The 26,507-nt window shown below is 70.6% G+C and carries 19 protein-coding genes; 9 read left to right on the top strand and 10 right to left on the bottom strand.

Translation table 11 applies throughout. From position 1 onward, the window contains the following. Positions 1–176: 176 nt before the first annotated feature. The 3 genes from ACIBEI_RS33780 to ACIBEI_RS33790 all read right to left on the bottom strand — a co-directional run bounded on the left by ACIBEI_RS33780 (position 177) and on the right by ACIBEI_RS33790 (position 4,538). The gene (locus ACIBEI_RS33780) at positions 177–1,658 is read right to left on the bottom strand and encodes a protein kinase (RefSeq protein WP_398894131.1); all 1,482 of its coding nucleotides are present in this window, start codon (positions 1,656–1,658) and stop codon (positions 177–179) included. Between the two features lie 38 nt (positions 1,659–1,696). After that, positions 1,697–2,320, bottom strand: coding sequence for a hypothetical protein (locus ACIBEI_RS33785; protein WP_398894048.1), 624 nt, complete (start codon positions 2,318–2,320; stop codon positions 1,697–1,699). Between the two features lie 154 nt (positions 2,321–2,474). Further along, positions 2,475–4,538, bottom strand: coding sequence for an N-6 DNA methylase (locus tag ACIBEI_RS33790; protein WP_398894133.1), 2,064 nt, complete (start codon positions 4,536–4,538; stop codon positions 2,475–2,477). 191 nt (positions 4,539–4,729) lie between these two features. Here ACIBEI_RS33790 and ACIBEI_RS33795 point away from each other — a divergent pair, with 191 nt between their 5' ends. Continuing rightward, the gene (locus ACIBEI_RS33795) at positions 4,730–5,461 is read left to right on the top strand and encodes a hypothetical protein (protein ID WP_398894049.1); all 732 of its coding nucleotides are present in this window, start codon (positions 4,730–4,732) and stop codon (positions 5,459–5,461) included. Positions 5,462–5,620: 159 nt separating this feature from the next. Continuing rightward, positions 5,621–6,364, top strand: a complete 744-nt coding sequence (locus ACIBEI_RS33800; protein WP_398894051.1) for a hypothetical protein — start codon at positions 5,621–5,623, stop codon at positions 6,362–6,364. A 159-nt stretch (positions 6,365–6,523) separates the two neighbouring features. Here ACIBEI_RS33800 and ACIBEI_RS33805 read toward each other — a convergent pair whose 3' ends face one another. The 3 genes from ACIBEI_RS33805 to ACIBEI_RS33815 all read right to left on the bottom strand — a co-directional run bounded on the left by ACIBEI_RS33805 (position 6,524) and on the right by ACIBEI_RS33815 (position 9,378). Continuing rightward, positions 6,524–7,267 (bottom strand): N-acetyltransferase, encoded by a 744-nt coding sequence (locus tag ACIBEI_RS33805; RefSeq protein ID WP_398894052.1) that lies wholly within the window; start codon positions 7,265–7,267, stop codon positions 6,524–6,526. A 191-nt stretch (positions 7,268–7,458) separates the two neighbouring features. Further along, complete coding sequence (locus ACIBEI_RS33810; protein ID WP_398894054.1) at positions 7,459–8,208, bottom strand: HNH endonuclease family protein; 750 nt, start codon at positions 8,206–8,208, stop codon at positions 7,459–7,461. Positions 8,209–8,475: 267 nt separating this feature from the next. Continuing rightward, on the bottom strand, positions 8,476–9,378 hold the full coding sequence (locus tag ACIBEI_RS33815) for a hypothetical protein (RefSeq protein ID WP_398894056.1): 903 nt from the start codon (positions 9,376–9,378) through the stop codon (positions 8,476–8,478). A gap of 116 nt (positions 9,379–9,494) precedes the next feature. Between ACIBEI_RS33815 and ACIBEI_RS33820 the strand changes: the two genes are divergently transcribed. Then, positions 9,495–10,169 (top strand): TetR/AcrR family transcriptional regulator, encoded by a 675-nt coding sequence (locus ACIBEI_RS33820; RefSeq protein WP_398894058.1) that lies wholly within the window; start codon positions 9,495–9,497, stop codon positions 10,167–10,169. A 63-nt stretch (positions 10,170–10,232) separates the two neighbouring features. On the opposite strand, the gene mfd is transcribed toward ACIBEI_RS33820, so the two are convergent. From mfd to ACIBEI_RS33835, 3 genes are all read right to left on the bottom strand, one after another. Further along, the gene (mfd, locus tag ACIBEI_RS33825; protein ID WP_398894060.1) at positions 10,233–13,787 is read right to left on the bottom strand and encodes a transcription-repair coupling factor; all 3,555 of its coding nucleotides are present in this window, start codon (positions 13,785–13,787) and stop codon (positions 10,233–10,235) included. Positions 13,788–14,155: 368 nt separating this feature from the next. Next, positions 14,156–16,738 (bottom strand): ABC transporter permease, encoded by a 2,583-nt coding sequence (locus tag ACIBEI_RS33830; protein ID WP_398894062.1) that lies wholly within the window; start codon positions 16,736–16,738, stop codon positions 14,156–14,158. Next, the gene (locus ACIBEI_RS33835) at positions 16,735–17,523 is read right to left on the bottom strand and encodes an ABC transporter ATP-binding protein (protein ID WP_398894064.1); all 789 of its coding nucleotides are present in this window, start codon (positions 17,521–17,523) and stop codon (positions 16,735–16,737) included. The genes ACIBEI_RS33830 and ACIBEI_RS33835 overlap by 4 nt, the downstream gene beginning before the upstream one ends. A gap of 523 nt (positions 17,524–18,046) precedes the next feature. Here ACIBEI_RS33835 and ACIBEI_RS33840 point away from each other — a divergent pair. From ACIBEI_RS33840 to ACIBEI_RS33865, 6 genes are all read left to right on the top strand, one after another. Continuing rightward, complete coding sequence (locus ACIBEI_RS33840) at positions 18,047–19,552, top strand: MFS transporter (protein WP_398894135.1); 1,506 nt, start codon at positions 18,047–18,049, stop codon at positions 19,550–19,552. Positions 19,553–19,741: 189 nt separating this feature from the next. Then, positions 19,742–21,352, top strand: coding sequence for a flavin monoamine oxidase family protein (locus tag ACIBEI_RS33845; protein WP_398894066.1), 1,611 nt, complete (start codon positions 19,742–19,744; stop codon positions 21,350–21,352). Beyond that, complete coding sequence (locus tag ACIBEI_RS33850; RefSeq protein WP_398894068.1) at positions 21,349–22,038, top strand: Rid family hydrolase; 690 nt, start codon at positions 21,349–21,351, stop codon at positions 22,036–22,038. The genes ACIBEI_RS33845 and ACIBEI_RS33850 overlap by 4 nt, the downstream gene beginning before the upstream one ends. 97 nt (positions 22,039–22,135) lie before the next feature. Further along, a complete protein-coding gene (locus ACIBEI_RS33855; protein ID WP_398894070.1) occupies positions 22,136–24,562 on the top strand; it encodes a hypothetical protein in 2,427 nt (808 codons plus the stop codon). A gap of 284 nt (positions 24,563–24,846) precedes the next feature. Then, the gene (locus ACIBEI_RS33860; RefSeq protein WP_398894072.1) at positions 24,847–25,686 is read left to right on the top strand and encodes a Scr1 family TA system antitoxin-like transcriptional regulator; all 840 of its coding nucleotides are present in this window, start codon (positions 24,847–24,849) and stop codon (positions 25,684–25,686) included. Further along, the gene (locus ACIBEI_RS33865; RefSeq protein WP_398894074.1) at positions 25,658–25,957 is read left to right on the top strand and encodes a DUF397 domain-containing protein; all 300 of its coding nucleotides are present in this window, start codon (positions 25,658–25,660) and stop codon (positions 25,955–25,957) included. The genes ACIBEI_RS33860 and ACIBEI_RS33865 overlap by 29 nt, the downstream gene beginning before the upstream one ends. Here ACIBEI_RS33865 and ACIBEI_RS33870 read toward each other — a convergent pair. Then, on the bottom strand, positions 25,929–26,324 hold the full coding sequence (locus ACIBEI_RS33870; protein WP_398894076.1) for a hypothetical protein: 396 nt from the start codon (positions 26,322–26,324) through the stop codon (positions 25,929–25,931). The two genes, ACIBEI_RS33865 and ACIBEI_RS33870, sit on opposite strands and share 29 nt — an antisense overlap. Between the last annotated feature and the right edge of the window lie 183 nt (positions 26,325–26,507).

Raw genomic sequence — 26,507 nt, forward strand, 5'->3', positions numbered from 1 at the left:
CCTGTAGGAGCTTGTGCGGCGGTGCACAAAGTCTTGCGGTGATCGATGGTAGGCAGGGGACCGGCTCTCGGCCACCCATTCGACCCAACGATTCGCCAGGACTTCGGGCACCGTCCCCGGGCCTTCTCCATCCACACGCCGCACAGCGGCCCCGGCCGGTGGCCGCGGGCAGGTGGTCAGCCCCGGACCTGCCCCAGCCATTGCAGGGTCCGGCTGATCTCCGCGACCAGCGGATGGCCGGGGCCCCGCAGCCGTTCGACGTCGTACTGGAGGCGGGCCAGTGTGTCGTGGGCGGCGGCGCGGTCGCCGAGGGCGAGCAGCAGGTGGCCGATGCGGCGGCGGACCTCGAAGGAGAGCTCGGCGTCCTGGGCGACGTACTGGTTCTCGTAGTACGGGAGCAGCGCGCGGTACTCGGCGAGCGCGGCGGCCGGTTCGCCGAGCTGTTCCAGGCACTGGGCGGCCTCGTAGCGGAAGCGCAGGGACTGCGGGTCGGCCTGGCCCGCCTCGGCGGCGCGCTCGTCGGCGAGGAGGCGCAGTTCGGGCAGGGCGCGGCGGTACTGGCCGTCGTCCATCAGCGTGGCCGCGTACTGCTTGCGCAGGGTGCGGACGACGGGTGAGTGCTCGCCGTGCTGGGCGGCGGCGGCCGGGAGGATGCCACCGAGGATGTCGACGGCCTGGGTGATGCGGCCCTCGCCGAGGAGGCGCTTGACCTCGTCGACGGCTCCCGCGACGTCGGGCTTCTCGGCGGCCGGGGTGGCCTGCGGCTGGGCCGCGGGGGTCCGGGCGCGGTCCGGCCAGGGGGCGTGCGGGCGCAGGAAGGGGCGGGTGGGATCGAGCGGGCCGCCGGACGGGATCCCGCGCGCGGGGAGCAGCGGCAGCAGTTGCTCGTACGTCTCCTGTGCGGAGTCCGGGCGATGCTGCGGGTCCTTGGAGAGTAGCCGCAGTACGAGGGCTTCGAGCGCCTCCGGGACCTCGGGGCGCAGGCGGCGGACCGGCAGGGGCGGTTCGTAGAGGTGGCGGTGGAGGACGCCGAGGGCCGTGGAGCCGGAGAACGGCACGTCTCCGCTGAGGAGTTCGTGCAGCAGCACCCCGAGCGCGTACAGATCGGTGTACGGGCCGACCGCGCCGCCCATCGCCTGCTCGGGGGCCATGTAGGCGGGCGAGCCGATGGGTGAGCCGGTGTGGGTGAGGCGGGTGGTGTCCGTGTCCATGACCGACGCGACGCCGAGGTCGAGGACGGTGACCGTGCCGTCCTGCTTGACCATCACGTTCCGCGGCTTGAGGTCGCGGTGGACGATCGGCACGGCGTGCACCGCGGACAGCACGGCACAGAGCTGGGCGGCGACCGAGACGGCCCACTGCCAGGGGTACGGGTCGTGTTCGGCGAGGTGGTCGGAGAGGTCGGCGCCGTCGACGTACTGCATGACGAGGAACAGCTCCTCGCCCTCGCTGCCCGCGTCGTGGACGGTGACCAGGCCGGGGTGGTCGACCTGGGCGGTGACGCGGCACTCGCGCACGAAGCGGCGGCGCAGTTCGTCGGCCTCGGCGCCCGCGACCTTGTCGGGGCGCAGCAGCTTGACGGCGACGCGCCGGTCGAGGCGCTGGTCGTACGCCGTCCACACCTGGCCCATGCCGCCCTGCCCGATGAGCGTGGACAGTTCGTAGCGGCCGGTGATCACACGTCCCGGCGCCACGGTCACCTGCCGTCCTCGTGCTTGCGGAGATAGTCACTCAGCTCGTCCAGCTCGGCGCGCACCTGGTCGATCCTGGCCGGCGCGGGGCGCTGCGGCTGGGGCGGCGGGGCCGGGGCCGGGGTCGGCGTGCCGGGCTGGGGCGTGGCCGGCTGCGGTATCGGCGCCATCGGGGGCACCGGGGTGTGCGGGCCCGTCGCGGAGTTGTACGGCGACTGCTGCTGCGGGTAGCCGTACACGGGCGACGTGGACTGCCGGCCCGGTGCGTAGCCCGCTGTCGCGTAGCTGAGCTGGTGGAAGTGGCGGATGTCCGCCGCGAGGTAGTACGAGATCACGACCACCAGCGAGCCGAAGAGCAGGGCGAGGCCCAGCCAGCCGCCCGGGGTGTGGATCTCGTCGCCACCCTCGGTGCCGAGCAGGACGAGGCCGAGGATCTCGGCCGCGAGTGTGGCCACGAACAGGCCCCAGTCGAGCGACTTCCGGGTCACGAGTGCCAGGCGCAGCATCATCGTCCAGCCGAGCAGGCCGAAGCTGCACACCGAGATCACCACGAAGAACACGCGCAGGAAGACCAGCAACCCGGTCGAGGGTGGCGGCTTCACCGGCTGCGCCTGGCCGTGGCCTTGCATGGTTGCTCCTGGAGACCTGATGAGGACGGACGAAGGGTCGGACGGAGGACGAACCTACGAGTTGGAAGTCCGAGCGTATAGGCCGACAAGGACAACTGTTCCCGGGTTGTACCGAACCGTTGTCGTGCTGATCACTCCGTCCGCCCCAACCGTCTCAGCCGGGCTCGACCGTGCCGTCCGTCAGACCGTCGTACATGCCGCGGACCAGCTGCTCGCCGAGGCGGCCGGCCAGCCGTAGCGCCTCCTCGAACCCGGCGAGCGCCCGGAACCGTTCGCCGTACGTGCGCTGCTGGTCCAGGGGCAGCCGGGGCACCTGGAGGCGGCGGACGTCGAGGCGGGTCGCGGTGGACGCGTAGCTGCTGGCCTGGCGGTTGTTGGCGGTGCCGCGCAGGAAGCCGGCGAGGAACCACGGGTCGATGGCGGCCGGGTCGGGCCGCAGCAGCGCGAGGTTGCGGCCGAGGGCGGCACCCGCGGTCGCCTCGTCGACGACGCGCGCGATGGCGCCACCCCCGAGTACGGGGACGACGACGTCTCCGGGCTCGGTGAGGACCGGTTCCTCGTCGCTCTCGGGCAGCGTTCCGGAAGGCGCTGTTCCGGCGAGGACGTCGTGGTCGGTGAGGACGGGCACGCGCGCGTGGCCGCCGTTTCCGCCCGTACGCAGCTGGAGTGCGCCCCCGCGCGCGAGTTCGCCGATCGTGGTGAGCGGCCAGCGCGTCGGCGGACGCGGGTCGGCGGCGGGCGGGGTGAGTTCGCCGGTGCGGCGGAGGGTCTCGCCGAGGCGGTCGCGTACGTCGGCGAGTTGCTCGGCGCCGCCGCCCGCCGCGGGGGGCGGGAGATGGCGGGCCGGGGCCAGGTCCACGTCGTCGTCGAGGAGTTCGATGACCGGCACCGAACGGCTGAGTCCCGGCTGTTCGGGCGCGGTGCCGGTGCGGTCGAAGGGGCGCCAGGCGTCGAGGACCACGGTGCGCACGGACTGCCAGTCCAGGCCGCCGCGGCCGTCGGCCGTGAACACGCCGGTGTCGGCGAGCAGCACCTCGGGCTGCGCGGGGTGCGCCGTGAGGGCGGGCCTGCGCAGCACCCACAGGTGCAGCGGGAGGTTGTACGGGGGTGCCGCGCCCGGCGGCAGGGCGATCACCGCGCGCAGGGCGCCGCGGCGCAGCAGGTCGGCGCGGATGCGACGGCCGGAACGGCGGGAGGCGGCGGCCGGTGGCATCAGGAGGACGGCGATGCCGCCTTCCTTGAGGCGGGCCAACGCGTGCTGGACCCAGGCCAGTTCGGACTCGGTGCGGGCCGGGAAGCCGTACTCCCAGCGGGGGTCGTAGGCGAGTTCGTCATGGCCCCAGTTGCGCTCGTTGAAGGGCGGATGGCAGAGGACGGCGTCGGCCCTGAGGTTGCCGTACGCGTCGTCACGGAGGCTGTCGGCGGCGGCGGTTCGCACGGTCGTCACGGTGGCCTCGGCGTGGAGGGCGAGGCGCAGTGCGGTGAGGGCGGCCAGTTCGGGGGCGCTGTCCTGGCCGTACAGGTGCTGGTCCTCGATGCCCAACGCGCCTTGTGCGGCGGCCACCGCGCGCAGCAGGGCGCCGGTGCCGCACGCCGGGTCGAGGACGGTCCTGGCGGGGCCCGCGAGGTCGGTCATCAGGGCGGCGAGGCCGGTCGGTGTGAGCGTGTACTGGCGCGGGTTGGCGTCGAGGTGCCTTCGGAGCAGGAACTCGTACGCCTTGCGGGTGCCCAGCTCGGCCGCGAGGTCGGCGGCGCCGCGCAACAGGGGCGCGGACGGGAGGAGTTGGGCGGCGGTCGGTGTGTCCACGGCCCGTTTGCGGACCAGGCCGAAGCGCGGGGTGAGGACCTGGTCGAGAGGCGCGGGCAGCAGTTCGGCGAGGCGCGCGTCGGAGCCGGCGCTCAGCTCCAGCCAGACCGTCGGGCGGTCATTGACGAGCAGGAGCGCGCAGCCGACGTGGACCAGGGCGGCGACCGGCCCCTCCGGGTGACCGGCGAGCTGTTGCCATACGCGCTCGCGCAGGGGCACCTCGGCGAGCTTGCCCTGGGTGCGCAGCCAGGTCTCGACCTCGGTGAGCGCGAAGGAGGGGCTGGTCTCGGTGCCGCCGACGGGTTTGGGGAAGTCGGCGTGGCGTCGCCGCCAGTTGCTGACGGCGGCCCGGCCGACTCCGGCGAGCCTGGCGATTCCCGCCGCGGTGACCTCTGTCCCGTTCTCCTGCACCCGTCGGCTCCCCTTGTCCTGGTGTGTGGCGTCGAGCATACCGACGCATGCGGTAACGACCCATTCACGGCCGTGTACTCATACTTCTACGTGAACCGTGTTGACTCAGTTCACAGGCTCTGCTGTGATTGACCCATCGGATGAACGGCCGCCGAGAACGGCGGCCGTCACCTCTGGGGGAGGGGACTGTCATGGGCGCCAAGGGCAAGATCGCGCTGGGGGTTGTCGTGAGCGTCGTCGTCATCGGCGCGGTGTCGGCGAACGCGGGGGACGGCGGGGACAGCGGTTCCGGGGGCAAGGGCAAGGACTCCGCGGCCTCCGCGGAACGCGAATCCGGCACGAAGACCGACACCAAGGCGGACACGAAGGCCGACACGAAGGCCGACACGAAGAAGGACGCCAAGGCGGACAAGGCCGAGAAGGAGGCGGCGTTCCAGGGCGACGGCGACTTCGAGGTCGGCACCGACGTCAAGCCCGGCACCTACCGGACCACGGGCAACACGGACAGCCTCTGCTACTGGGAGCGCGCCAAGGACGCCTCGGGCGAGATGGACTCGATCCTCGCCAACGACAACGTCAGCGGCACCAGCTATGTGACGATCCCGGCGGGCGACAAGCTCTTCAAGTCGAGCGGCTGCAAGGACTGGGAGGCCGTCGACACGAAGGCGACCGGCACCCCGGCCGCGCTGGTCAAGGGCGACGGCGGGATGCACAGGGTCGGCGTCGACATCGCTCCCGGCACCTACAGGTCCACCGGCAACACCGACGACCTCTGCTACTGGGAGCGCAGCAAGGACGCCTCGCACACCATGGAGTCGATCCTCGCGAACAACAACGTGTCCGGCACGGCCGTCGTGACCGTCGCCGCCGGCGACGCGTACTTCAAGACCACGGGCTGCAAGGACTGGAAGAAGACCGGCTGACGCCACGCGCCGCCGTCCCCGCCACCTGGCCCGCGTCTGCCGTATCCGTTGCCCGCGCGCCTACTCCCCACCGCTCCCCACCGCTCTCTGGCGCCTTCGCGTCCTCGCGCCTTCGCGCCCTCTCTCCTTCTCTCCACCTCGACACTTCAAGGAACTGTCATGCGTCGCACCGCACTTGCCGCTCTCTGCTTCGCCGCCGCGGCCTCCGTCTCGCTCACCGGCTGTCTGCCCGGGGAGGAGAAGGCGGACAGCGAGCCGAAGGGCCCGTTCGCCGGGCAGACCGGCGGCGAGATCGCCGACCAGGCCGTGAAGGCCACCTCGAACGCCTCGTCGCTGCGCATGAAGGGCGACATCAAGGACGACGGCAGCCGCGTCGGCCTGGACATGGCCCTCGACAGAAAGGGCGAGTGCGCGGGCACGATGAGCGCGAACGGCCAGGGCAGGGCCGACCTCGTCAAGACCGGCGACACCCTCTACATGAAGTACGACGAGAAGTTCCTGCGCGCCCAGAGCGACGGCGCGTCCAAGGAGGAGACCGACGGAGTGGTGGCCATGCTGGCCGGCAAGTGGACCAAGATGTCCGCGACCGGTTCGGACGCCAAGGACATCGCGAGCTTCTGCGACCTCGACACCGTGCTCGCGGACTTCCAGGACGTCAACTCCGACGCCACCCGCGGCAGGACGACCACGGTCGACGGCACCCCGGCGATCGTCCTGCACGAGAAGGACGGCAAGGACACCTACACGCTCTACGTCGCCACCGAGGGCAAGCCCTACCTGCTGAAGGTCGTCAGCAAGTCCGCCGAGGACCCGGGCACGGTCACCTTCGGCGACTTCGACACCCCGGTCCCGGCCGAGAAGCCCGCGGGCAAGGTCATGGACCTGAACGAGATGGGCGGCTGACGGAACACGGGCCGGGCCGACGGGGCAGAGGGAAGCCTATGGGGCGCGCCTTCAGGAGGTGCGCCTTCAGGAGGCGCGCCTTCAGGAGGTGCGCCCCAAAGGCATGCCCACCGCGTGCAGGCACGCGTCCCGTCAGCCCCGCAAGGCCCCTGCCGTGCCTCAAAGCGCGTGCCGCACCCACACGTTGGGCTCGACGTACACCGCGTACCCGCGGCGCGGCTCGCAGTGCACCGGCACCAGAGCGCCGGGCACCTCGATCCGGCCCTCCTCGTCGAAGGGCAGCCCCGTCCACGCCCGCCACTCGTCGAGCGACGCCGCCACGGTCATCGACGCCGGCGCCACCGCCTCGATGCGCGCGCCCGCCCGGACGTGGACCCGCAGCCACGGATCGTGCGGGAGCCCGTCGCCGCGCGTCCGGAAGGCGTACTCCGCCATCTCCGTACGCGGCTCCAGATGCTTCGCGCTCGGACGCACCGGGGCGACGACCTCGTCGAAGCCCCGGGCCCGGGCGTTGTCACGCATCGCGGAGAGCATGCGGCCCGACAGGCCGGTGCCCTGGGCGTGCGGAGCGACGACGATCGAGATCGCGCTCACCGTGTCCGGCGTGATGCCGTGGCGCCGGTCGGAGAACGCCCACACCAGCACCTCGTCCCAGCCCCGGGCCGGCAGCTCGCCGCGGTCCTCGTCCGCGAGGGCGAACGGCACGCTGTAGGCGTGCGCGACCACCTCTCCGCGCTCGTCCTCGGCGAACAGCACGTACTCCGGCAGCTCGGTGGCGATGCGGCCGTAGTGCGCGTTGCCTACGGGGTCGTTGCGCAGGAACTCGGGCCAGGTGTCCGCCATTCCCATCACCCGGCCGTGCATCTCGGGCCGCTCGGCGAGGCTCGATACCTTCAGCTCCATGCGGGACACGGTAGGCGCCGACTCGTGCGGTGCGGAACGGATTTACCTCCGCGGAGCCGACCCGACGACGCGCGCCACCCCACTCAGCCCCCCTCACCCGGTCAGCCCGCTCAACCCGGCCCGCCCGCCCTGTTCGCCCTGTTCGCCCTGTTCGCCCTGTTCGCCCTGTTCGCCCAGACCATTCAGCACCCTCAGCCCGCGTGGAACCGCTTCGGCGCCTGTGTCGAGGTCCCCCCGGAGGGGAGTTTCTGCCCCGGGCAGCCGGACAGCACCCGCTTCATGGCGTCCCTCTCGGCGGCGGTGACCCACAGCTCGTACTTCTTCTTCACGGCCACCTGCCGGGCCACATACGTGCAGCGGTACGCCTTGTGGGGCGGGAGCCAGGTCGCCGTGTCCCCGTCGCCCTTGCTGCGGTTGCGGCCGGCGTCGACGGCGAGGAGGTTCAGCGGGTCGTTGGCCAGCGCTATCCGCTTGCTCGCGTCCCACTTCTGGGCGCCCTTCTGCCAGGCGTCCGACAGCGCGACGAGATGGTCTATGTCGACCTCGCTGCGGCCCCCTCGTACGAAGGTGACGTCCTTGTCGGTGTACGGGTCGGGGTCGAGTGTCCCGGAGCTGACCTGGCAGTCGCCGTCGCTGAACTTCACCTCCTTCAGGTCCCGTTTGAGTACGTCGTCGCGGGTGTCGCAGCCGTTCGAGTCGGTGTCGGCCCAGGGGCTGCCGAACTTGTCCCGGTCGTATCCCGTCATGGGTGCCCGCCCCTTGACGGTCAGTCCGTCGACGGCGGTGAGGGCGGCTCCACCGGCGCCCGTGCCAGCGCCCGCGCCCGGGCCCGTGTCCGCCGCCGAGTCCTCGGGGCCTGCCGTACCCGGTGTCTCCACGGTGCAGCCGGTCGCGGCGAGCAGCAGTACCGCGGCTCCGGCGACCCTGGTCCAGAGCGTCACGGCGCTCCCTCCCCTTGCTTGCCCCTGTCCGCCCTGAGCGGGCGGCTTCCCTGGGCCTCACCGTACTGGCGGAAAGGGTGGCGCAATAACGGGCAGGGAACGGGCTTCACCGGACTTCACCGGGCAAGTGGTGCACGACCGGCGTGACACCGGTGGTGACCGGTGGTTGGACGTCCCCCGCGCACGGCCGCAGCACCGATCCCGCGACCAGGCTCGCTCACACCTGACCGCCCCTCACCCCTCCCGATACCTCACATCTCCCGCCCCTCACACCTTCCCGATCCCCAACGTCGTCTCCGACGGCAGCAGCCCCGACCCGAGGACCGCGACCCAGAACTCCCCCAGCAGATCGGCGAGTCGGCCGGTGCCGTCCGGGCCGAGCGCCCGCCAAGGTGCGGCGGCCAGTTCGTCGGTGTGCCGCTCCACCTCCTGGCGGAGGGCACGGCCGGCGTCCGTCGCGGTGCCGTCGGCGGCCAACAGCCCTCGTGCGACGAGCCGTTCACGCGCCGCGGCCCACTCCCCCGGACTCCACCCCCGGCTCTCGAACCGCTCCACGGTCGCGGCGCCTATCGCCGCGAACGACACGAGCGACTCGACAGGGTCGAGGCCGGCGATGAGCAGCGCGGCCAGATGTCCGTCACCGCGGTACTCACGCAGGATCGTCGCCGCGTGCCACAACTGCTGATGCGGCGCTTCCGGCCAGGGCAACTCGGCGTTGGCGGCGACCAAGGGGCGCCCTGCCGTGTTCACCGACTCGGCCACACGACGGGCGAGGGCGGCGGCTTCCGCGAGCTCGGGACTGTCGGCGCGGTCGCCGAATATCGCTCGGTAGGCCCGGTCGATGCCCCGCTCCCTCGCCTCCAGCACCTTCCTGGGATCAGCGGTCACCCACGCCTGATCCATGTGCCCGGCGACCATGCGAGGACTGAAGCTGTAGAAGGCGGAGGCGACACGCTCGCTCCCGACGGCGCCCAACGGGGCGGCACGCAACGGGAAGTAGCTCGGCCAGCGATCCCCGACGTCGAAGCCGAGCGCGGCCGCCTCCTCGAAGACCTCCGGCGCGTAATAGAGCACGGCGTGCAGCGGCTCGATCAGATGCCACATCTGGCGCACCCTGCCGAGCTCCACCCCACCGCCGCCCAGCACCGCCTCGTCCGCGTCCACAGACATGCCGTACCCCCTTCGCCCTTTTCATTCATTCCCGACCGCCCGGAAACTTGACACTGTCTAGATTGCCCGACCCCACCGAACTTGTCAATGCCTAGATTCGGCGTACGCTGCTGACCATGCCGAAGAGCACCAGCACTCCGCCCACCAGGTCCCCCAGCCCAACCGGGCCGTCCGGACCCTCGGAACCATCCGAGCCGTCCGCGCCCTCAGCCACCAAGTCCGGCGGGCGCGGACACCGCGCCTACCACCACGGAGACCTGCGCCGCGCGATCGTGGTGGCCGCGCTCGACGTCATCTCAGCCGAGGGCCCCTCCGCGCTGAGCCTGCGGGACCTGGCCCGCCGCGCGGGTGTCTCGCACGCGGCGCCGGCCCACCACTTCAAGGACCGCACGGGTCTGCTCACGGCGATCGCGGCGGAGGGCTACGGACTGCTGGCGGCCACGCTCGCGGAGGCCGCGGATCTGAAGGACGCGGGCGTGCGCTACGTCCGCTTCGCCCGCGAGCACCCGGCCCACTTCCAGGTGATGTTCACGCCGGAGCTGCTGCGCGGGAACGACCTGGAGCTGACGACGGCCCGTGCCCTCGCGGGCGAGCGCCTGCGCGACGCCGTCTCGGCCGTCCCGCCCGAGGGCCGCGGCGCCGACGCCCGCCTCGCCGGCGTGGCCGCCTGGTCCCTGGCACACGGCTTCGCCACGCTGCTGCTCAGTCACAACCTGGACGGACCGGTGGGCGACCAGGACCCGGAGGATGTGTTCCACACACTCAGCGGAATGCTCTTCCGGGCCGCCTGACCTTCCGGTCACGTGCCGTTCCGGTCCACCTGCCCTTCCGCCAACATAATCCGGCGGGCCCGGTCAAGACCCCAGAATCGAAGCCAGGAACTCCCCGGTCCACCCCAGCAACTCCCGCCCGACCAGCGGCTTGCCGCCCACCTTCGCCGTCTTCGGGCGGGGTACCAGCAGCTGGTGTGCGGCCGGCTTGATGACGGTTCCCGGATACAGGCGCTTGAGGCGCAGCTCCTGGGACTCCCTCAACTCTGCAGGCGCGAAGCGGATGTTGTTGCCCTGGAGGACGATCTCGCCGACACCGCACGCGCGCGCGAGCATCCGCAGACCGGCCACCAGCAGCAGGTTCTCCACCGGCTCGGGCAACTTGCCGTAGCGGTCGACGAGTTCCTCGCGTACGGCCTTGACGTCCTCCTCGGAGTTCACCGAGGCGATCGCCCGGTACGCCTGCAGACGCAGCCGCTCGCCCGGGGCGTAGTCGTGCGGGACGTGCGCGTCGACCGGGAGCTCGATCTTGACCTCCAGGGCCGGCTCCTCCACGACGCCGCCCTCCAGAGAGGCGCGGTAGTCCGCCACGGCCTCGCCGACCATGCGTACGTACAGGTCGAAGCCGACGCCCGCGATGTGACCCGACTGCTCGCCGCCGAGCAGGTTTCCCGCGCCGCGGATCTCCAGGTCCTTCATCGCCACGTACATGCCCGCGCCCATCTCCGTGTGCTGGGCGATGGTGGCGAGACGCTCGTGGGCCGTCTCCGTGAGGGGCTTCTCCGGCGGGTAGAGGAAGTAGGCGTACCCCCGCTCGCGGCCACGGCCCACCCGGCCGCGCAGCTGGTGCAGTTGGGAGAGGCCGAAGTTGTCGCCGCGCTCCACGATCAGGGTGTTCGCGTTCGAGATGTCGATGCCGGACTCGACGATCGTCGTGGAGACGAGGACGTCGAACTTCTTCTCCCAGAAGTCGACGACGACCTGCTCAAGGGACTGCTCGGACATCTGGCCGTGGGCGGTCGCGATGCGCGCCTCCGGGATGATCTCGCGCAGTCGCGACGCCGCCCGGTCGATGGACTCGACGCGGTTGTGGATGTAGAAGACCTGGCCCTCGCGGAGCAGTTCGCGTCGGACGGCCGCGCCGATCTGCTTCTCCTCGTACGGGCCGACGAAGGTCAGGACCGGGTGGCGCTCCTCCGGGGGTGTCGTGATCGTCGACATCTCCCTGATGCCCGTCACCGCCATCTCCAGGGTGCGCGGGATAGGGGTCGCGGACATCGTCAGTACGTCCACGTTCGCGCGCAGCTTCTTCAGCTGCTCCTTGTGCTCGACGCCGAACCGCTGCTCCTCGTCGACGATGACGAGCCCCAGGTCCTTGAATTTCGTCTCCGAGGAGAACAGCCGGTGCGTGCCGATGACGACGTCCACCGAGCCCTCGCGCAGGCCCTCCAGCGTCGCCTTCGCCTCCGTGTCCGTCTGGAAGCGGCTCAACGCCCGTACGTTCACCGGGAATTGCGAGTAGCGCTCGCTGAATGTCCCGAAATGCTGCTGCACCAGCAACGTCGTCGGTACGAGGACGGCGACCTGCTTGCCGTCCTGCACCGCCTTGAAGGCCGCGCGGACCGCGATCTCCGTCTTGCCGTAGCCCACGTCGCCACAGACCAGGCGGTCCATCGGGACCGTCTTCTCCATGTCCTCCTTGACCTCGGCGATGGTGGTGAGCTGGTCGGGCGTCTCGACGTACGGGAACGCGTCCTCCAGCTCGCGCTGCCACGGTGTGTCGCCGCCGAAGGCGTGCCCGGGGGCCGCCATCCGGGCGGAGTACAGCTTGATGAGGTCCGCGGCGATCTCCTTGACCGCCTTCTTCGCGCGCGCCTTGGTCTTCGTCCAGTCGGCGCCGCCGAGACGGTGGAGGGTCGGGGCCTCGCCGCCCACGTACTTGGTGATCTGTTCCAACTGGTCGGTGGGGATGTAGAGGCGGTCGCCCGGCTGGCCGCGCTTGGCCGGCGCGTACTCGACCACCAGATACTCGCGGGTCGCGCCCTGGACCGTCCGCTGCACCATCTCGATGTAGCGGCCGACGCCGTGCTGCTCGTGGACGATGTAGTCGCCGGTTTCGAGAGTGAGCGGGTCGATCGTCTTGCGGCGGCGGGCCGGCATCCGGGCGCCGTCCTTGCCGGCGGCCTTCTGGCCGGAGATGTCGGTCTCCGTGAGCACGGCGAGCTTCAGCGCCGGGTCGACGAATCCGTAGTCGATCGAACCGCAGGCCACCTGGACGATGGAGGGGACGAGCGCGGCGAGGTCCGACTCCAGGCGGGCCGCGATGCCCTCGCTGCCGAGCACCTCCGCCGTACGGGCCGCCGGGCCGTGGGCCTCGGTGACGAACACCGTGCGCCAGCCGTCCGCGAGCCAGCCCTTGGTGTCGGCGAGGGCCTTCGCGGTGTCGCCGCGGTACGTCTCCGGGGCGTGCATCCCGAGCTTCAGCGTGTCGCCCGCCGCGTCAGCGGCAAATGTCTCCGTCAGCTCCTCGTCCGCCGCGAACGGCGACACCGACCACCACATCATGTCCAGCTCGCGGGCCCGGTCCCGTACGTCCGCGATGGCCCACAGGGACGCCGCGTCGACGTCGATCGGGGCCTCGCCGCCGCCCGCCGTGGCCGCCCAGGACGCTTGGAGGAACTCCTGCGAGGTCGCCACCAGGTCCGAGGCGCGCGTGCGCACCCGCTCCGGGTCGCAGACGACGGCCATGGAGCCCTTGGGCAGGACGTCGATGAGCAGTTCCATGTCGTCGACGAGGACGGGCGCGAGGGACTCCATGCCCTCGACCGCGATGCCCTCGGCGATCTTGCCGAGCAGTTCGCCCAGCTCGGGGTGGGCCTCGGCCAGCCGGGCCGCTCTCTCCCGTACGTCGTCCGTGAGCAGCAGCTCGCGGCAGGGCGGCGCCCACAGCCCGTGCGCGGCGACCTCCAGGGACCGCTGGTCGGCGACCTTGAAGTAGCGGATCTCCTCGACGTCGTCGCCCCAGAACTCCACGCGCAGCGGGTGCTCCTCGGTGGGCGGGAAGACGTCCAGGATCCCGCCGCGTACGGCGAACTCGCCGCGCTTCTCGACCAGCTCGACCCGTGCGTACGCCGCTGCCGACAGGGCTGCCACGACGTCACCGAGGTCGGCGCTCTGGCCGGTCCGCAGGGCCACCGGCTCCAGGTCGCCCAGGCCCTTGACCTGCGGCTGGAGGACCGAGCGGACGGGTGCGACCACGACGGAGACCGGGCCGGTCTCCGGGTCGTCGGGGCGCGGGTGCGCGAGCCTGCGCAGGACCGCGAGCCTGCGTCCCACGGTGTCGCTGCGCGGGGACAGCCGCTCGTGCGGCAGCGTCTCCCAGGACGGGTACTCCACGATCCCGTCGGCCGGCAGCAGCGTCCGCAGTGCCGCCGCCAGGTCCTCGGCCTCCCGGCCCGTGGCCGTCACGGCCAGCACCGTACGGCCCGCCTCCCGGGCCAGGGCCGCCACGGCGAACGGGCGGGCCGCGGGCGGGCCCACCAGGTCGACGTGCATACGGTTGCCGTCGCCGGCGGCCTTCACCGCTTCGGTGAGTGCGGCGTCCTTGACGACGGCGTCGAGCAGACCGTGCAGGCTCATGAAGAGGTTTCCATCCGAGGATCCGAGGGAGCAACGCGAACCGCCCGACACGTCTGACGGGCCGGGGGTGTCCAGGGTACGACGCCGGGGTGACGCCCGCCCGCGCCTGTGGACACCGGGGGATTCTTCGCCCCCGCCGCCCCTACCCAATCCCGTCACTTACTCAGGGGCTTCGCCCCCGAACCCCCAAAAGATTGCGCAGTTCCCCGCGCCCCTAGGTACCTAGGGGCGCGGGGAACTGCGCGACAAGCCCCCACCGGCCCGCACCCGGCAAACAGCCCGGTGCCGGCCAGTCCGAAGACTTGCCGGCACCGGGTTCCCCCGCCCACCAAGACCCCCGTCCGTGGTGGGCCGCTCAACCTGCGGAGCTAGTCCGTCGCGATCGCGTTCAGGACGTTCATCCGGCCCGCCCGGAACGCGGGCACCAGCGCGGCGAACAGTCCCACGAAGGCCGAGCCGATGAAGACGCCGATGATCGTCGGCCAGGGGATCTCGAGGACCTTCAGGCCCTCCAGGGCGAGGAGCTTCTGGGCGGTGGCGCCCCAGCCCATCCCCAGTCCGAGGCCCAGCAGCGCTCCGAAGAGGGCGATGACGACCGACTCCAGGCGGATCATGCGGCGCATCTGGCGGCGGGAGAGCCCGATGGCACGCATCAGGCCGATCTCGCGGGTCCGCTCCACCACCGACAGCGCCAGGGTGTTCACGACACCCAGGACCGCCACGATGATCGCGAGGGCCAGCAGGCCGTAGACCATGTTCAGCAGCTGGCCGATCTGGTCCTTGAGCTCCTGCTTGTAGTCGGTCTGGTCGCGGACCTGGTACTGCGGGTACGGGTCCAGGGCCTTCTTCAGGGCCGTGTACGCCGTCTTCTCCTGGCCCTCCTTGGCCGTGGCGAACATGATGTCGTTCGGCGGGATCTTGTCGGCCGGGACGTACTTCTCCATCGTGGCGATGCTCATGTACCGCGCGCCCTTGTCGATGGCCACGTCGTCGTCCGTGATCGCCGCGACCCTCAGCTTGGCCGTCTGACCGCCCTTGAAGGCGACGGTCATCGTGTCGCCGACCTTCACGCCGTGGTCCTTCGCGTAACCGGAGCCGAGCGACATCGCGTCCTTGCCGTACGCCGCCGACAGCTCACCGGCGGTCGTCTCGCGGCGCAGGTCGCTCGCGTACGTCGGGTCCGCGGCCGTCACGTCGCTGTCCTCGGTCTTGCCGTCGGGCGAGGTCAGCTTGGCCTCGACCTCCTTGTAGCTGGTGACGTGCGCCAGGCCCGGCGTCGACTCGATGGCCTTCTGGGCCTGCGGCACGATCCGCTGGTTGCCCTGGACGATGAAGTCCGTGCCGACCGACTTGTCGAGCTCGTCCGTCGCGGAGGCCACCATCGAGGAGCCGACCACGGAGAGGCAGGCGACCAGCGCGAGGCCGATCATCAGGGCCGCGCCGGTGGCGCCGGTGCGGCGCGGGTTGCGCAGCGCGTTCCGCTCCGCCAGCCGGCCCACGGGTCCGAAGCCGCGCAGCAGGACCGCGCTGATGGCCCGGACCACGACACCGGCGAGCAGCGGGCCGATGATGACGAACCCGATCAGCGAGAGCACCACACCGGCGCCGAGCATCATCGAGCCGTCGCTCGCCTTGTCCGCGCCGGCCGCCGTGAAGAGCGCGGCGCCGCCGGTTCCCGTGAGGAGGAGGCCGATGATCCCCCGGATCCAGCCGGCCTTGCCGTCGGCCGGCGTACCGGCGTCGCGCAGCGCGGCCATCGGGGAGACCTTGCCCGCGCGGCGGGCGGGCAGATAGGCGGCGAGCACCGTGACGACGACACCGAGGACCAGGCCGATGACCGGGGTCGTGGTCTTCACCGTCAGGTCGGCGGTGGAGAGGTTCATGCCCGCCATCGACATGAGCTTCATCAGGCCGATCGCGATACCGACACCCGCGGCGACACCCAGGATCGAGCCGATGACACCGAGGAACAGCGCCTCGACCAGCACGGACCGGTTGACCTGCTTGCGGGACGAACCGATGGCCCGCATCAGGCCGATCTCACGGGTGCGCTGGGCGACCAGCATCGAGAAGGTGTTGATGATCAGGAAGATGCCGACCAGGAAGGCGATTCCGGCGAAGCCGAGCATGGCGTACTTGATGACGTTCATGAACTCGCCGATGCCCTCGCGGTTCTCGTCCGAGAACTCCTTCTGCGTCTGGATCTTGTACGCCCCGGTGGCCTTCTCGGCACCGGCGAGGGTCGTGGAGACGTTCTGCTTGAGCTGCGTGTCGGTGACGCCCTGCGCCGCCGAGACGTAGATCTGGGTGAACCGGCCGGTGGCGCCGAGCAGTTCGCGCTGTGCGGTGGCGGTGTCGAAGTAGACGACGGCGGCACCGGGGTTGGTCACCTTGAAGGTGGCGATGCCGACGATCTTCGCCTTGAAGTCACCGGTGACGGCGATGGTGCGCAGCTCGTCACCCATCTTGAGGTCGTGCTTGTCCGCGGTGTCGGCGTCGACCATCACCTCGGTGGGCCCGCGCGGGGCGTGCCCGGAGGTGATCTCCATCGAACGCAGGTCGTTCTTCGTCCAGTTGCCCGCGATCGTCGGGGCGCCGGTGCTGGACCCCATGTTCTTGTTCTTGCTGTTGACGACGGTCACGTTCATCGAACTGACCGCCCCCTCGGCCGACTTGACGCCCTGCGCCTTCTGCGCCTGGGCGACGGTCGACGCGGGCAGCGACTCGGGCTTGCCGTTCTGCGGGGTGTCGTCGGCCTTGGCCGCCTTGGGGGAGACCGTGACGTCGGACGCGGTGGTCGCGAAGAGCTTGTCGAAGGTCGTGTTCATCGTGTCGGTGAAGACGAGCGTGCCGCAGACGAAGGCCACCGACAGCAGGACGGCGACGGCCGAGAGGGCCATCCGTCCCTTGTGCGCGAAGAAGTTGCGCATCGAGGTCTTGAAGACGGTCATGACGTGCGCCCCCGGGCGTCGAAGTCCTTCATGCGGTCCAGGACGGCGTCCGCGGTGGGCCGGTACATCTCGTCGACGATCCGGCCGTCGGCGAGATACAGCACACGGTCCGCGTACGAGGCCGCCACCGGGTCGTGCGTGACCATCACGATGGTCTGGCCGAGCTCGTCGACCGAGCGGCGCAGGAAGCCCAGCACCTCGGCGCCGGCACGGGAGTCGAGGTTTCCGGTCGGCTCGTCACCGAAGATGATCTCGGGCCTGGCGGCCAGCGCCCGGGCCACGGCGACGCGCTGCTGCTGGCCTCCGGAGAGCTGGTTGGGCCGGTGCTTGAGCCGGTCCTTGAGCCCGACGGTCTCCACCACCTGGGACAGCCAGCCCTTGTCGGGCTTGCGCCCTGCGATGTCCATCGGGAGCGTGATGTTCTCCAGCGCGCTCAGCGTCGGCAGCAGGTTGAACGCCTGGAAGATGAAGCCGATACGGTCCCGGCGGAGCTGCGTGAGCTTCTTGTCCTTGAGGCCGGTGATCTCGGTCTCGTCCAGGTAGATCTGCCCGGAGGAGACGGTGTCGAGCCCGGCGAGGCAGTGCATCAGGGTGGACTTGCCGGAACCCGAGGGGCCCATGATCGCGGTGAACTGGCCCCGCGCGATGTCCACGTCGACCTGGTCGAGGGCGACGACGCGGGTCTCACCGGACCCGTAAGCCTTCACGACCTGCCGCGCCCGTGCCGCGACGGCCGTACGTCCTCCAGTGCTGCCGTGCCTGGGAATGGTTACAGCCGATGTCACGGTATGTCTCCTAAGTCGGACGCCCTTGAGGACGACGGGATCTGCGGTTGTCGCGTATGTCGTGCGGTCGCGTTGTGCGGTGTTCGTTCACACCGTGCGGTGACGGTGTTCGTTCACGCCGTGCGGTCACGCTGTTCGTTCAGCTGCTCGTTCTCGCCGTGCGGTTACAGCGATAAGTCTGGCGGCGGCGGGTGGTCCACCGCGCTGGTGCCCAGCGCAGTCTTCTGCTGGGGTAAACCCCACCCCGGCAGGTGCGGTACGCCGCCCCCCAGCGGCATAAAGCCAGGTTAAGGAGCGGTTCGGCCCGTCTCCTCCTCCGGCAGTACGAACCCTCCCCGGGCCGTAGTACGGAGAGCCCCCTAGGGGATCTCCACCTGCCGGTGGACCCCTTCTCGGGGGCGCCTCCACCCACCAGCCCAGTCAGCGTCCACCCTCCCGCCACGGGAGGATCAAGTGGGAGAGTGGCTTCCGGCAGATAGATGCAGGGGGAAGGAATCCAGTGGGCCAGGGGGAAGACACCGGGATAACCGCCGCCAAGGAGGACGAGCCCGCCGCCGCGCGGGCCGGGGCCCGCCCCCGCCGGGCCGTCGTCGCCTCGCTCATGCTCTGCATGGGCCTGGCCGCGCTCGACTCCACGATCGTGTCGACGGCCGTCCCCCAGATCGTCGGTGACCTGGGCGGCTTCTCCGTCTTCTCATGGCTGTTCTCCGGCTATCTGCTCGCGGTGACGGTCACCCTGCCCGTCTACGGCAAGCTCTCCGACACCTTCGGCCGCAAGCCGGTGCTGATCGCCGGCTCGGTCCTCTTCCTCGTCGGCTCCCTGCTCTGTGCGCTGGCCTGGAACATGGCCGCGCTGATCGCGTTCCGGGTCGTCCAGGGCCTCGGCGGCGGCGCACTCCAGGGCACGGTCCAGACCCTCGCCGCCGACCTCTACCCGCTCGAACAACGCCCCAAGATCCAGGCCAAGCTGTCCACGGTCTGGGCCACCTCGGCGGTCGCGGGCCCGGCGCTCGGCGGGGTGCTCGCCGCCTACGCCGACTGGCGCTGGATCTTCCTCATCAACCTGCCGCTCGGCGCGGTCGCCCTCTGGCTGCTCATCCGCCACCTCCACGAGCCCCAGCGCGAACGGAAGACCGCCGAGCGCCCCCGCATCGACTGGGCCGGCGCGCTCACGGTCTTCGCCTGCGGCGGCGTACTCCTGACGGCCCTGGTGCAGGGCGGGGTGGCCTGGCCGTGGCTCTCGCCACCGTCAATGGCCTTGTTCGGTACGGGACTTGCCCTGATCGCCGCTCTGGTCCTCATCGAACGCCGGGCCGCCGAACCGATCATCCCCGGCTGGGTCTGGCGCCGCCGCACCATCGCCGCCGTGAACCTGGCACTCGGCGCGCTGGGCCTCCTGATGGTCGCCCCGACGGTCTTCCTCCCGACGTACGCGCAGTCGGTGCTCGGCCTCGCCCCTATCACCGCCGGATTCGTGCTCTCCGTATGGACGTTGAGCTGGCCGGTCTCGGCGGCCCTCAGCCAGCACGTCTACCGTCGCATCGGCTTCCGCAACACGGCGATGCTCGGCATCGGCACGGCCGCGCTGATCCTGTTCGCCTTCCCCTTCCTCCCGTACCCCGGCGAGGCCTGGCAGCCCACTCTCCTGATGCTGCTGCTGGGCGCCGCGCTCGGGCTCTTCCAACTCCCGCTGCTCGTCGGCGTCCAGTCGACCGTCGAGTGGAACGAACGCGGTACGGCGACAGCCTCCGTACTCTTCTGCCGCCAGACCGGCCAGACGATCGGCGCCGCCCTCTTCGGCGCGGTCGCCAACGGGGTACTGGCCGCGCGGCTCGGCGGCGCGGGCGACCTGGACTCGGTGACGAAGTCTCTCGACTCGGGCACCCCCGACGAGCACGTACGCCGGGCGGTCGCGGAGGCCGTCCACTCCGTCTACTTCGGCGCGGCCTGCGCGGCCGGACTCGCCTTCCTGGTCCTGCTGTTGGTGGCGCCGCGCCGCTTCCCCGTGATCAAGGATCCGGCGGACTGAGAACTCGTTCTCCGTACGTGCTCATGTCATCGATATGTCATCGGCATGGCGCTGTAACAGTCCTGAACGAGGCTCGTGGAGCACCTTCCGGCTCACCAGCAACTCACCCCCCACGTGGCCGGGTTCGATCGGACGATGTGCCCAGCCCACGCAGGTTGCGGGCCGAGGGCTGCGGGTGAGGAGACGTTGATGAACCAAGAAGCATCCAGACGCAACTTCCTGAGTTCCGTCGGGATCGCGGGCGGCGCCGGAATGCTGTACTCGGCGATGGGCGCGCTGGGGCTGGCCCCGGTCCCGGAAGCACGGGCGGAGGCGTACCGGCCGCCCCGGAAGAGCGACTTCACGCTCACCGGACAGAGCGGCAGGAACGGCAAGAAGGTCCTGATACTCGGCGGCGGCATCGCCGGCCTGGCGACCGCGTACGAGCTGGGCAAGGCCGGTTACGACTGCCGGATCCTGGAGGCGAAGGACCGCCCCGGTGGCCGCAACTGGACGGTCCGCGGCGGCACCACGCTGACCGACCTGGACGGGCGCACCCAGACGGCGTCCTTCTCCAAGGGCCAGTACATGAACGCGGGCCCGGCCCGGCTGCCGCAGTCCCATGTCACGCTCGAGTACTGCCGTGAACTGGGCGTTCCGCTGGAGGTGTTCACCAATCAGAACGCCAACGCGTACATCTACCACGAGAACAGCGCCGCCCTGGCGGGCAAACCGGTCCGCTGGCGCACCGCGAAGGCCGACGCCTACGGATATGTCTCCGAACTGCTCGCCAAGGCCACCGACCAGGGAGCCCTGGACAAGGATCTCACCGCCGCCGACAAGGAGCGGCTGATCGCGTTCCTGCAGAACTTCGGTGCCATCAAGGGCAAGGCCGACGGCTTCGCCTACACGGGCTCCGACCGGCGCGGCTACTCGGTCGAGCCGGGTGCGGCCTTCGAGGAGGGCACCGTGCTCGGTCCGGTGCCCTCGCTGTCGGACGTCATCGGGAGCGGCGTCGGGCAGCGCTTCTCCTTCGAGTTCGGCTACGACCAGGCCATGCTGATGTTCCAGCCGATCGGCGGGATGGACGCGATCCCGTACGCGCTGGCGAAGGCGATCGGCGAGGACCGGATCATCTACGGCGCCAAGGCGATGGAGGTCAAGGACCTCCCCGACGGTGCCGAGGTCGTCTACAAGGACGCGACGGGCCGGACCCGCAGCAGGCGCGCCGACTTCGTCGTGGCCGCGGTCCCGCCCATGGTCATGGCCCGGGTCAAGCACAACCTGGGCGCGGACATCACCGCGGCGCTGAAGTACCCCGTCGCGACGCCGGTCGGCAAAGTGGGGCTCGAATACCGCAGCCGCTGGTGGGAGACGGACGAGCACATCTACGGCGGCATCACGCCGACCGACACCGACCTGGCCACCATCTGGTATCCCTCGTACGGCTACCAGGGCCGCCGCGGCACGCTCATCGGCTACTACAACTTCGGCGCCAACGCCGTCGCCTACAGCGACCTGCCGCACGCCGAGCGCGTGCGGCGGGCGGTGAGCCGTGGCGTCAAGATCCACGGCGAGAAGTACCGCACCGAACTCGACCGCTCCTTCAGCGTGGCCTGGCACCGCACGCCCCACATCGAGGCCGGCTGGGTGGGCTGGCCCTCGCAGACCGGCCCGGAGTACAAGCTGCTCAACAAGCCCGCGGGACATGTCTACTTCGCCGGCGACTGGCTCAGCCATGTCATCGCCTGGCAGCACGGTGCGTTCACCTCGGCCCGCAAGGTCGTGACCGACATCCACGAGAGGGTGATGGCCGCATGAAGCACATGAGGCACATGAGGCACATGAAGCACATGAAGCACATGAAGCGGCGTACACGGATCCTTGCCGCCACAGCGCTGACGGGCGCGTTCCTGAGCGGCTCCGTCACGCTGGCCGACGCCCAGGGCTGGTGGTCGCCCGGCCCGAAGACGGTACGCGTGATGCTGCCCGAGGGGCAGACCAACCCGTCCATCGCGAACGGCGTGGCGCTGGGCGGAGAGGTGGCCGTCTACCAGGCCAGCGGCCTCGGCCCGACCGCATTCAACCCGAGCGCGCCGGAGGGCTCGCCCGAGCGCTTCACCGACCCCGCTCTCACCGAGGGGGCCACGGGTGTCACGATCACCGAGGCCCAGGCCCTCGTCGTCCTGCGCAACATCAAGACCAACCTGGAGGCCGCGGGCCTGACCCCGGCCGACGTCATCACGATGAAGGCCTATCTTTCCAATCCGCCGGGCACGGAGATCGCCGACTACGCGGGCTGGAACCGCGCGTACCGGCAGTACTTCGCCAACATCGACCTGAAGTCGCACGAGGTCGTGCCGGTCCCCATGGGCACCTCGCCCGCCAAGGCCCCGCTGCTCGCCAACAACGCACGCCCGGCCCGGGTGTCGGTGGAGGTCGCCTCGCTGCCCGTCCCGGGCTGGCTCGTCGAGGTCGAGGTCACCGCGAGGTACAAGAAGCGTTAGCCCGCATCCCCTGGGGCCTGCCCCTGAGGCCTTTGTCCGGGTACGGTCCGCCTCCTGCAGGAGGCGGACCGCAGCCCCGCCCATGTGTCCTTGAGTGATGGGCTTCAACAGGCGTACGGCGATGAAGGCGGGCCTCCTGACGACCGCGGTGTCCGCGATGTCCGCGACGGGGCTGAACCCGGCACGGGCACAAGGCACTTCGAGGGCCGCCGCGGTGATCACGGTCCAGGGCGAGGCGGCGACACGGACCAATGTCCCGGTCGTACGGGACCGCCGCGCGTCCGGAGGCAGATACCTGGCCCTGGCCACCGCCAGGAAGCCCCCGCGGGCGGGCTGGTACGCGACATACGTCGTACACGCCCCGCAGCCCGGCGTGTACGCGCTGACCGCCGTCGCCATCGCCCCGGTCGAGGTACCGCACACCGAGACGACGGCCTCGTACCTCCAACTGTCCCTGAACAACGGCCCGTTCACGGAATCCGCCCGCTCCCAGCCGTACTGGTACGAGTCGGAACCCGCCTGGGGCGACCTCTCCGTCCTCGACCTCGGAGAACTCGAACTCCGGGGCGGCGACAACACGTTGACGTTCCGGGTGACCGAGCCGACGGTCCGGGAGGCCGGGACGGCGTACGCTCTCGCGCTGGACCGCTTCACGCTGCGAAGGCGGGAGCGGGTGGAGCTGCGCGAGGTCCGCGCGGGCGGCGACGGCACGCTGAGCACGTACCGGTTCGGGGAGCCCGCGAACCTGACCCTCGGCCTGAACGGCTGCGCCGACCGCCCGCACCGCATGCGCTACACGGTCGTCGACTACTTCGGGGAACGGGTCGCGGAGGAGCACGCGACGATCGCGGCCGGCGAGACGACGGTGAAGGTCCGGCTCCCTCAACTCCCGCCCGGGAATTACCGGGTTGCCGCATCCGCCGCCGACGCCGGTGATGCTGGAGCGGTGGTAGGCCACTTCGCGTGCCTGCCCGCGCTCCCCGCCACCTCCGGTGACGCCAACCGCTTCGGCGTCAACGTCTGGGCCACCTCCCTCGTACCCCCCTCCCGCCTGAACGCCTTCGCCGCCGCGATGCGGGACATGGGCGCGGGCTGGATACGGGACGGCCAGGCATGGCCCGCGGCCGAGCCGAGCCCGGGCACGTACGACACGGAACACCACGACCGGATCACGCGCGTCCTGCGCGAGCACGGCCTCTCCCCCCTGGAGGTCATGTCACCCGCTCCCGAGTGGGCCATGACGGCCGCCTCGCTCCCCCTCCCCGCGGACCTGCGCCACGCGTATCGCTACGCCCGTCGCCTGGCCTCCGGCGGCCGTCCCGCCGCCATCCAGCTCTCGAACGAGCCCGACGTGGACGTCACGAGCAGCACCGGCGACGCCCACGCTGCCTTCGTGAAGGCGGCGGCACTGGGCATCGCGGACACCCCCGACCCACCTCTCGTCGTCCTGCCGGGCATCGCGCAGGCTGGCCACTTCCAGGACCTCCTGCTGGCGAACGACGTCGTGCGGTACGCGGACGTGTGGGCGTTCCACGGCTACCCGGACCCGGCCGAGCAGGACGAACCGACCTTCCCGGGCGCGGCGGACGAGCAGCGCGAACTGGCAGAGCGACTCGGCGCGGGCGAGGTACCGCGGTGGATGACGGAGTGCGGCGCGTTCTTCGGAGTACGGCCGGGCATCGACCTCACACAGGCCCAACAGTCCGTCCAGGCCCGCTACTTGGTCCGCTCGATGGTGGAGGGGCTGGCGGCGGGGAACACCCGGCAGTTCTGGTTCGCGGGCCCACCGCTCCACGACGACGGCGTGTACTTCGGGCTGCTGAGCCGGGAGTTCCAGCCCCTGCCCGCGTACAGCGCGTGCGCGGCGCTGACGTCGTTGCTGGGCGAGGCGCACTTCGTCGGGGCGGTGAGCGGGTTGCCGACAGGGGTCGTCGGCTACGAATTCGACTCGGGGCGGGGCGATTTGGTCCGGGTCCTCTGGTCGTCTAAGCCGGTACGGATCCCGGTCCCGGGGGCGACCGTGTACGACGTGATGGGCAGGCGGGCGACGACGGACGCAGACGCGGTGACCGTCTCCCGGGACCCGGTGTACGCGGTCATTGAAGACGCCCCTCGCGAGCAGCGCCCGGCCCCACACCACCGCCCTCCCCTCTCCCCCGCCGAACACATCGTCCTGAGCCAGCGCTACTCCGCCCGCAACGCCGCCCCCAACAAGGACAACGGCGACGCCGAACCCCCGCTGGGCTACCGCCTGTCCCGCCGCACCCGGATGTCCCTGGACGTCTACAACTTCACCTCCACCTCACGGACAGTGACCGTGAAGGCGAGTCCCGCCGGGGGTTGGTCGGCACGGGCGGAGGGTCCGACCCGGGTCGAGGTCCCGCCCCAGGGACGTAGGACGGTCGACTTCACCGTCACGGCGGCCGGCGGGGTGAAACGCCGGACCGACCACCGCCTCGCCTTCACGGCGACCCTCGACGGCGCCGAGGTGCCGCCGTCGGTGTCGCTGGTCCAACTCAAGTGAGGGGGCCGCATTTGGGGCACCGGCACGGCGGGAAGCGCCCCGGCGACTCGATCGGCGGCGCCTCGCGACCGGGTTCGTACGTCACCTTCGGGCTCCAGGTCCGTCCGCTGTCCCGGGAGACCCGGAGGGTGATGTACGGGCCAGGAACCTTGTAGTCCGTCGCGTCCATGCACTGCCGCCTTTCACTGTCTGTGTCGATCAGGACACAGAGTGGCGTCACCGTGGGTACGCTCGACAGACAGCGGAGCGTGACAAGCAAACCTGCACGTACGGGAGTTGCACACATGGCGATCGAGGACAATCCGCAGTCTCGGGTGAAGTACGGCGAAGAGTTGCGGCGGCTCCGCGAGGCGGCGGGCCTCACGCAGGAGGAGCTGAGCCAGCGGGCGGTGATGTCACGCACGCACATCGCCCACATCGAGGCGGGGCGGCGACGGCCGGACGTGGATGATGCGCGGCGGTTGGATCAAGTGCTGGAGACTGGTGGGTTCTTCGTACGGTTCCTGCCGACGCTGGACGGCAGGAAGGTGGCGGAACACTTCAAGGAGGCGTTGGAGTTCGAGGGCAAGGCCATAGCCATCAGCGAGTTCGCTCCCACCCTGGTGCCGGGCATCCTCCAGACCGAGCCGTACGCACACGAGGTGCTCACCTCCAGCTATCCGCCGAAGAGCGACGAGGAGCGTGACAAGCTCCTCGGCACACGGCTCCAACGCGCGCGCATCCTCGACGACTTCCGTACACCCGAGGTGTGCGCACTCCTCGACGAGGCTGTGCTTCGCCGGCACGTAGGCGGTCCGGCTGTGATGTGCGAACAGCTTCGTCACATCGCGATGTTGGGCCAGCGCCGCCGCATCCGAGTACACGTGCTCCCGTTCTCGGCCGGGGCTCACACGCTGCTGGAAGGCTTCCTCTCGCTCATGTGGTTCGAGGATCTGCCACCCGTCGCCTACGCGGAGGGTGTGAACAACGGGAGGCTCTTGGAACTTCCGTCCGTGGTACGCGAGTGCCAGGTGATCTACGATCGGGCGCTGGGCGACGCGTTGTCGCACCGTAAATCCCTGGATCTCATCAGGTCCGTCGCGGAGGATTACGAGCATGACGCGCAGCGAGCACAACATCCCTGACGCCTCCGCGCTGCCCGCTTGGCGCAAGTCCAGCTACAGCGGCGGCAGCGGCGGCTCCTGCCTGGAAGTCACCGACCCCGCCTCGTACGCGGCCTGGCGCAAGTCCAGCCACAGCGGCGAAAGCGGCGGTGACTGCCTCGAAGTGAACGACTCCGCCCTCCCCGCCCGCATCCCCGTCCGGGACAGCAAGAACCCGGCCGGCCCCGCCATCACCTTCGCCGCCCCCGCCTGGACGGCCTTCGTCACTTCGCTCGGTCGAACCACGCCGTAGTCTCCGGCAGGAACATCAGGACCACCACGGGCGCCCCAAGCGCGATGCGCAGTGCGGCGTCCAGGAACTCTCCGGGCGCCGCGGCGCCGGACGCCTGGCTGAACGACCCCACGAGGACGAACACCATCACCACGATGGTCGTGGCCCGGACCCCGCCGCGCGCGCTGCCGTCGTACGTCAGGGCGAGCAGCGCGCACACCCAGACCAGTAGCCACGGGGCGATCATGTTGCCCATCCCGTAGGACGTCAGCCCGCCCGACAACGCGAGCATGACGACCAGGCCGACGAACGCCAGCGCGAACAACAGCAGTTGGGCCACACGTGCCTGCTTGGGCATCGTGGCATCGGTCCTCGCAGGAGAACTCACGGTCTTTCCTTCTTGTGCCACAGGGGCAAATTTCCTCTCTGCGTTCCTTGCATTCCCTGGTCGAGAACCGAGTGGAGGGGGGGGGGGGGGGGGGGGGGGGGGGCGCCCCCCCCCCCCCCCGCCGCCGCCGCCCAGAGCCCCCCCCCAAAAAGAGACAAGGAAAACGAGACAGACAACCCCCCC

Source organism: Streptomyces sp. NPDC050988 (assembly GCF_044456225.1).
Lineage (GTDB): Bacteria > Actinomycetota > Actinomycetes > Streptomycetales > Streptomycetaceae > Streptomyces.

What these genes read in the sequence shown, in the direction of transcription:
- ACIBEI_RS33785 (WP_398894048.1), bottom strand. Translation starts at nt 2,320, where the DNA reads ATGCAAGGCCACGGCCAGGCGCAGCCGGTGAAGCCGCCACCCTCGACC.
- ACIBEI_RS33795 (WP_398894049.1), top strand. Translation starts at nt 4,730, where the DNA reads ATGGGCGCCAAGGGCAAGATCGCGCTGGGGGTTGTCGTGAGCGTCGTC.
- ACIBEI_RS33800 (WP_398894051.1), top strand. Translation starts at nt 5,621, where the DNA reads ATGCGTCGCACCGCACTTGCCGCTCTCTGCTTCGCCGCCGCGGCCTCC.
- ACIBEI_RS33805 (WP_398894052.1), bottom strand. Translation starts at nt 7,267, where the DNA reads ATGGAGCTGAAGGTATCGAGCCTCGCCGAGCGGCCCGAGATGCACGGC.
- ACIBEI_RS33815 (WP_398894056.1), bottom strand. Translation starts at nt 9,378, where the DNA reads ATGTCTGTGGACGCGGACGAGGCGGTGCTGGGCGGCGGTGGGGTGGAG.
- ACIBEI_RS33820 (WP_398894058.1), top strand. Translation starts at nt 9,495, where the DNA reads ATGCCGAAGAGCACCAGCACTCCGCCCACCAGGTCCCCCAGCCCAACC.
- mfd (WP_398894060.1), bottom strand. Translation starts at nt 13,787, where the DNA reads ATGAGCCTGCACGGTCTGCTCGACGCCGTCGTCAAGGACGCCGCACTC.
- ACIBEI_RS33830 (WP_398894062.1), bottom strand. Translation starts at nt 16,738, where the DNA reads ATGACCGTCTTCAAGACCTCGATGCGCAACTTCTTCGCGCACAAGGGA.
- ACIBEI_RS33845 (WP_398894066.1), top strand. Translation starts at nt 19,742, where the DNA reads ATGAACCAAGAAGCATCCAGACGCAACTTCCTGAGTTCCGTCGGGATC.
- ACIBEI_RS33850 (WP_398894068.1), top strand. Translation starts at nt 21,349, where the DNA reads ATGAAGCACATGAGGCACATGAGGCACATGAAGCACATGAAGCACATG.
- ACIBEI_RS33855 (WP_398894070.1), top strand. Translation starts at nt 22,136, where the DNA reads ATGGGCTTCAACAGGCGTACGGCGATGAAGGCGGGCCTCCTGACGACC.
- ACIBEI_RS33860 (WP_398894072.1), top strand. Translation starts at nt 24,847, where the DNA reads ATGGCGATCGAGGACAATCCGCAGTCTCGGGTGAAGTACGGCGAAGAG.
- ACIBEI_RS33865 (WP_398894074.1), top strand. Translation starts at nt 25,658, where the DNA reads ATGACGCGCAGCGAGCACAACATCCCTGACGCCTCCGCGCTGCCCGCT.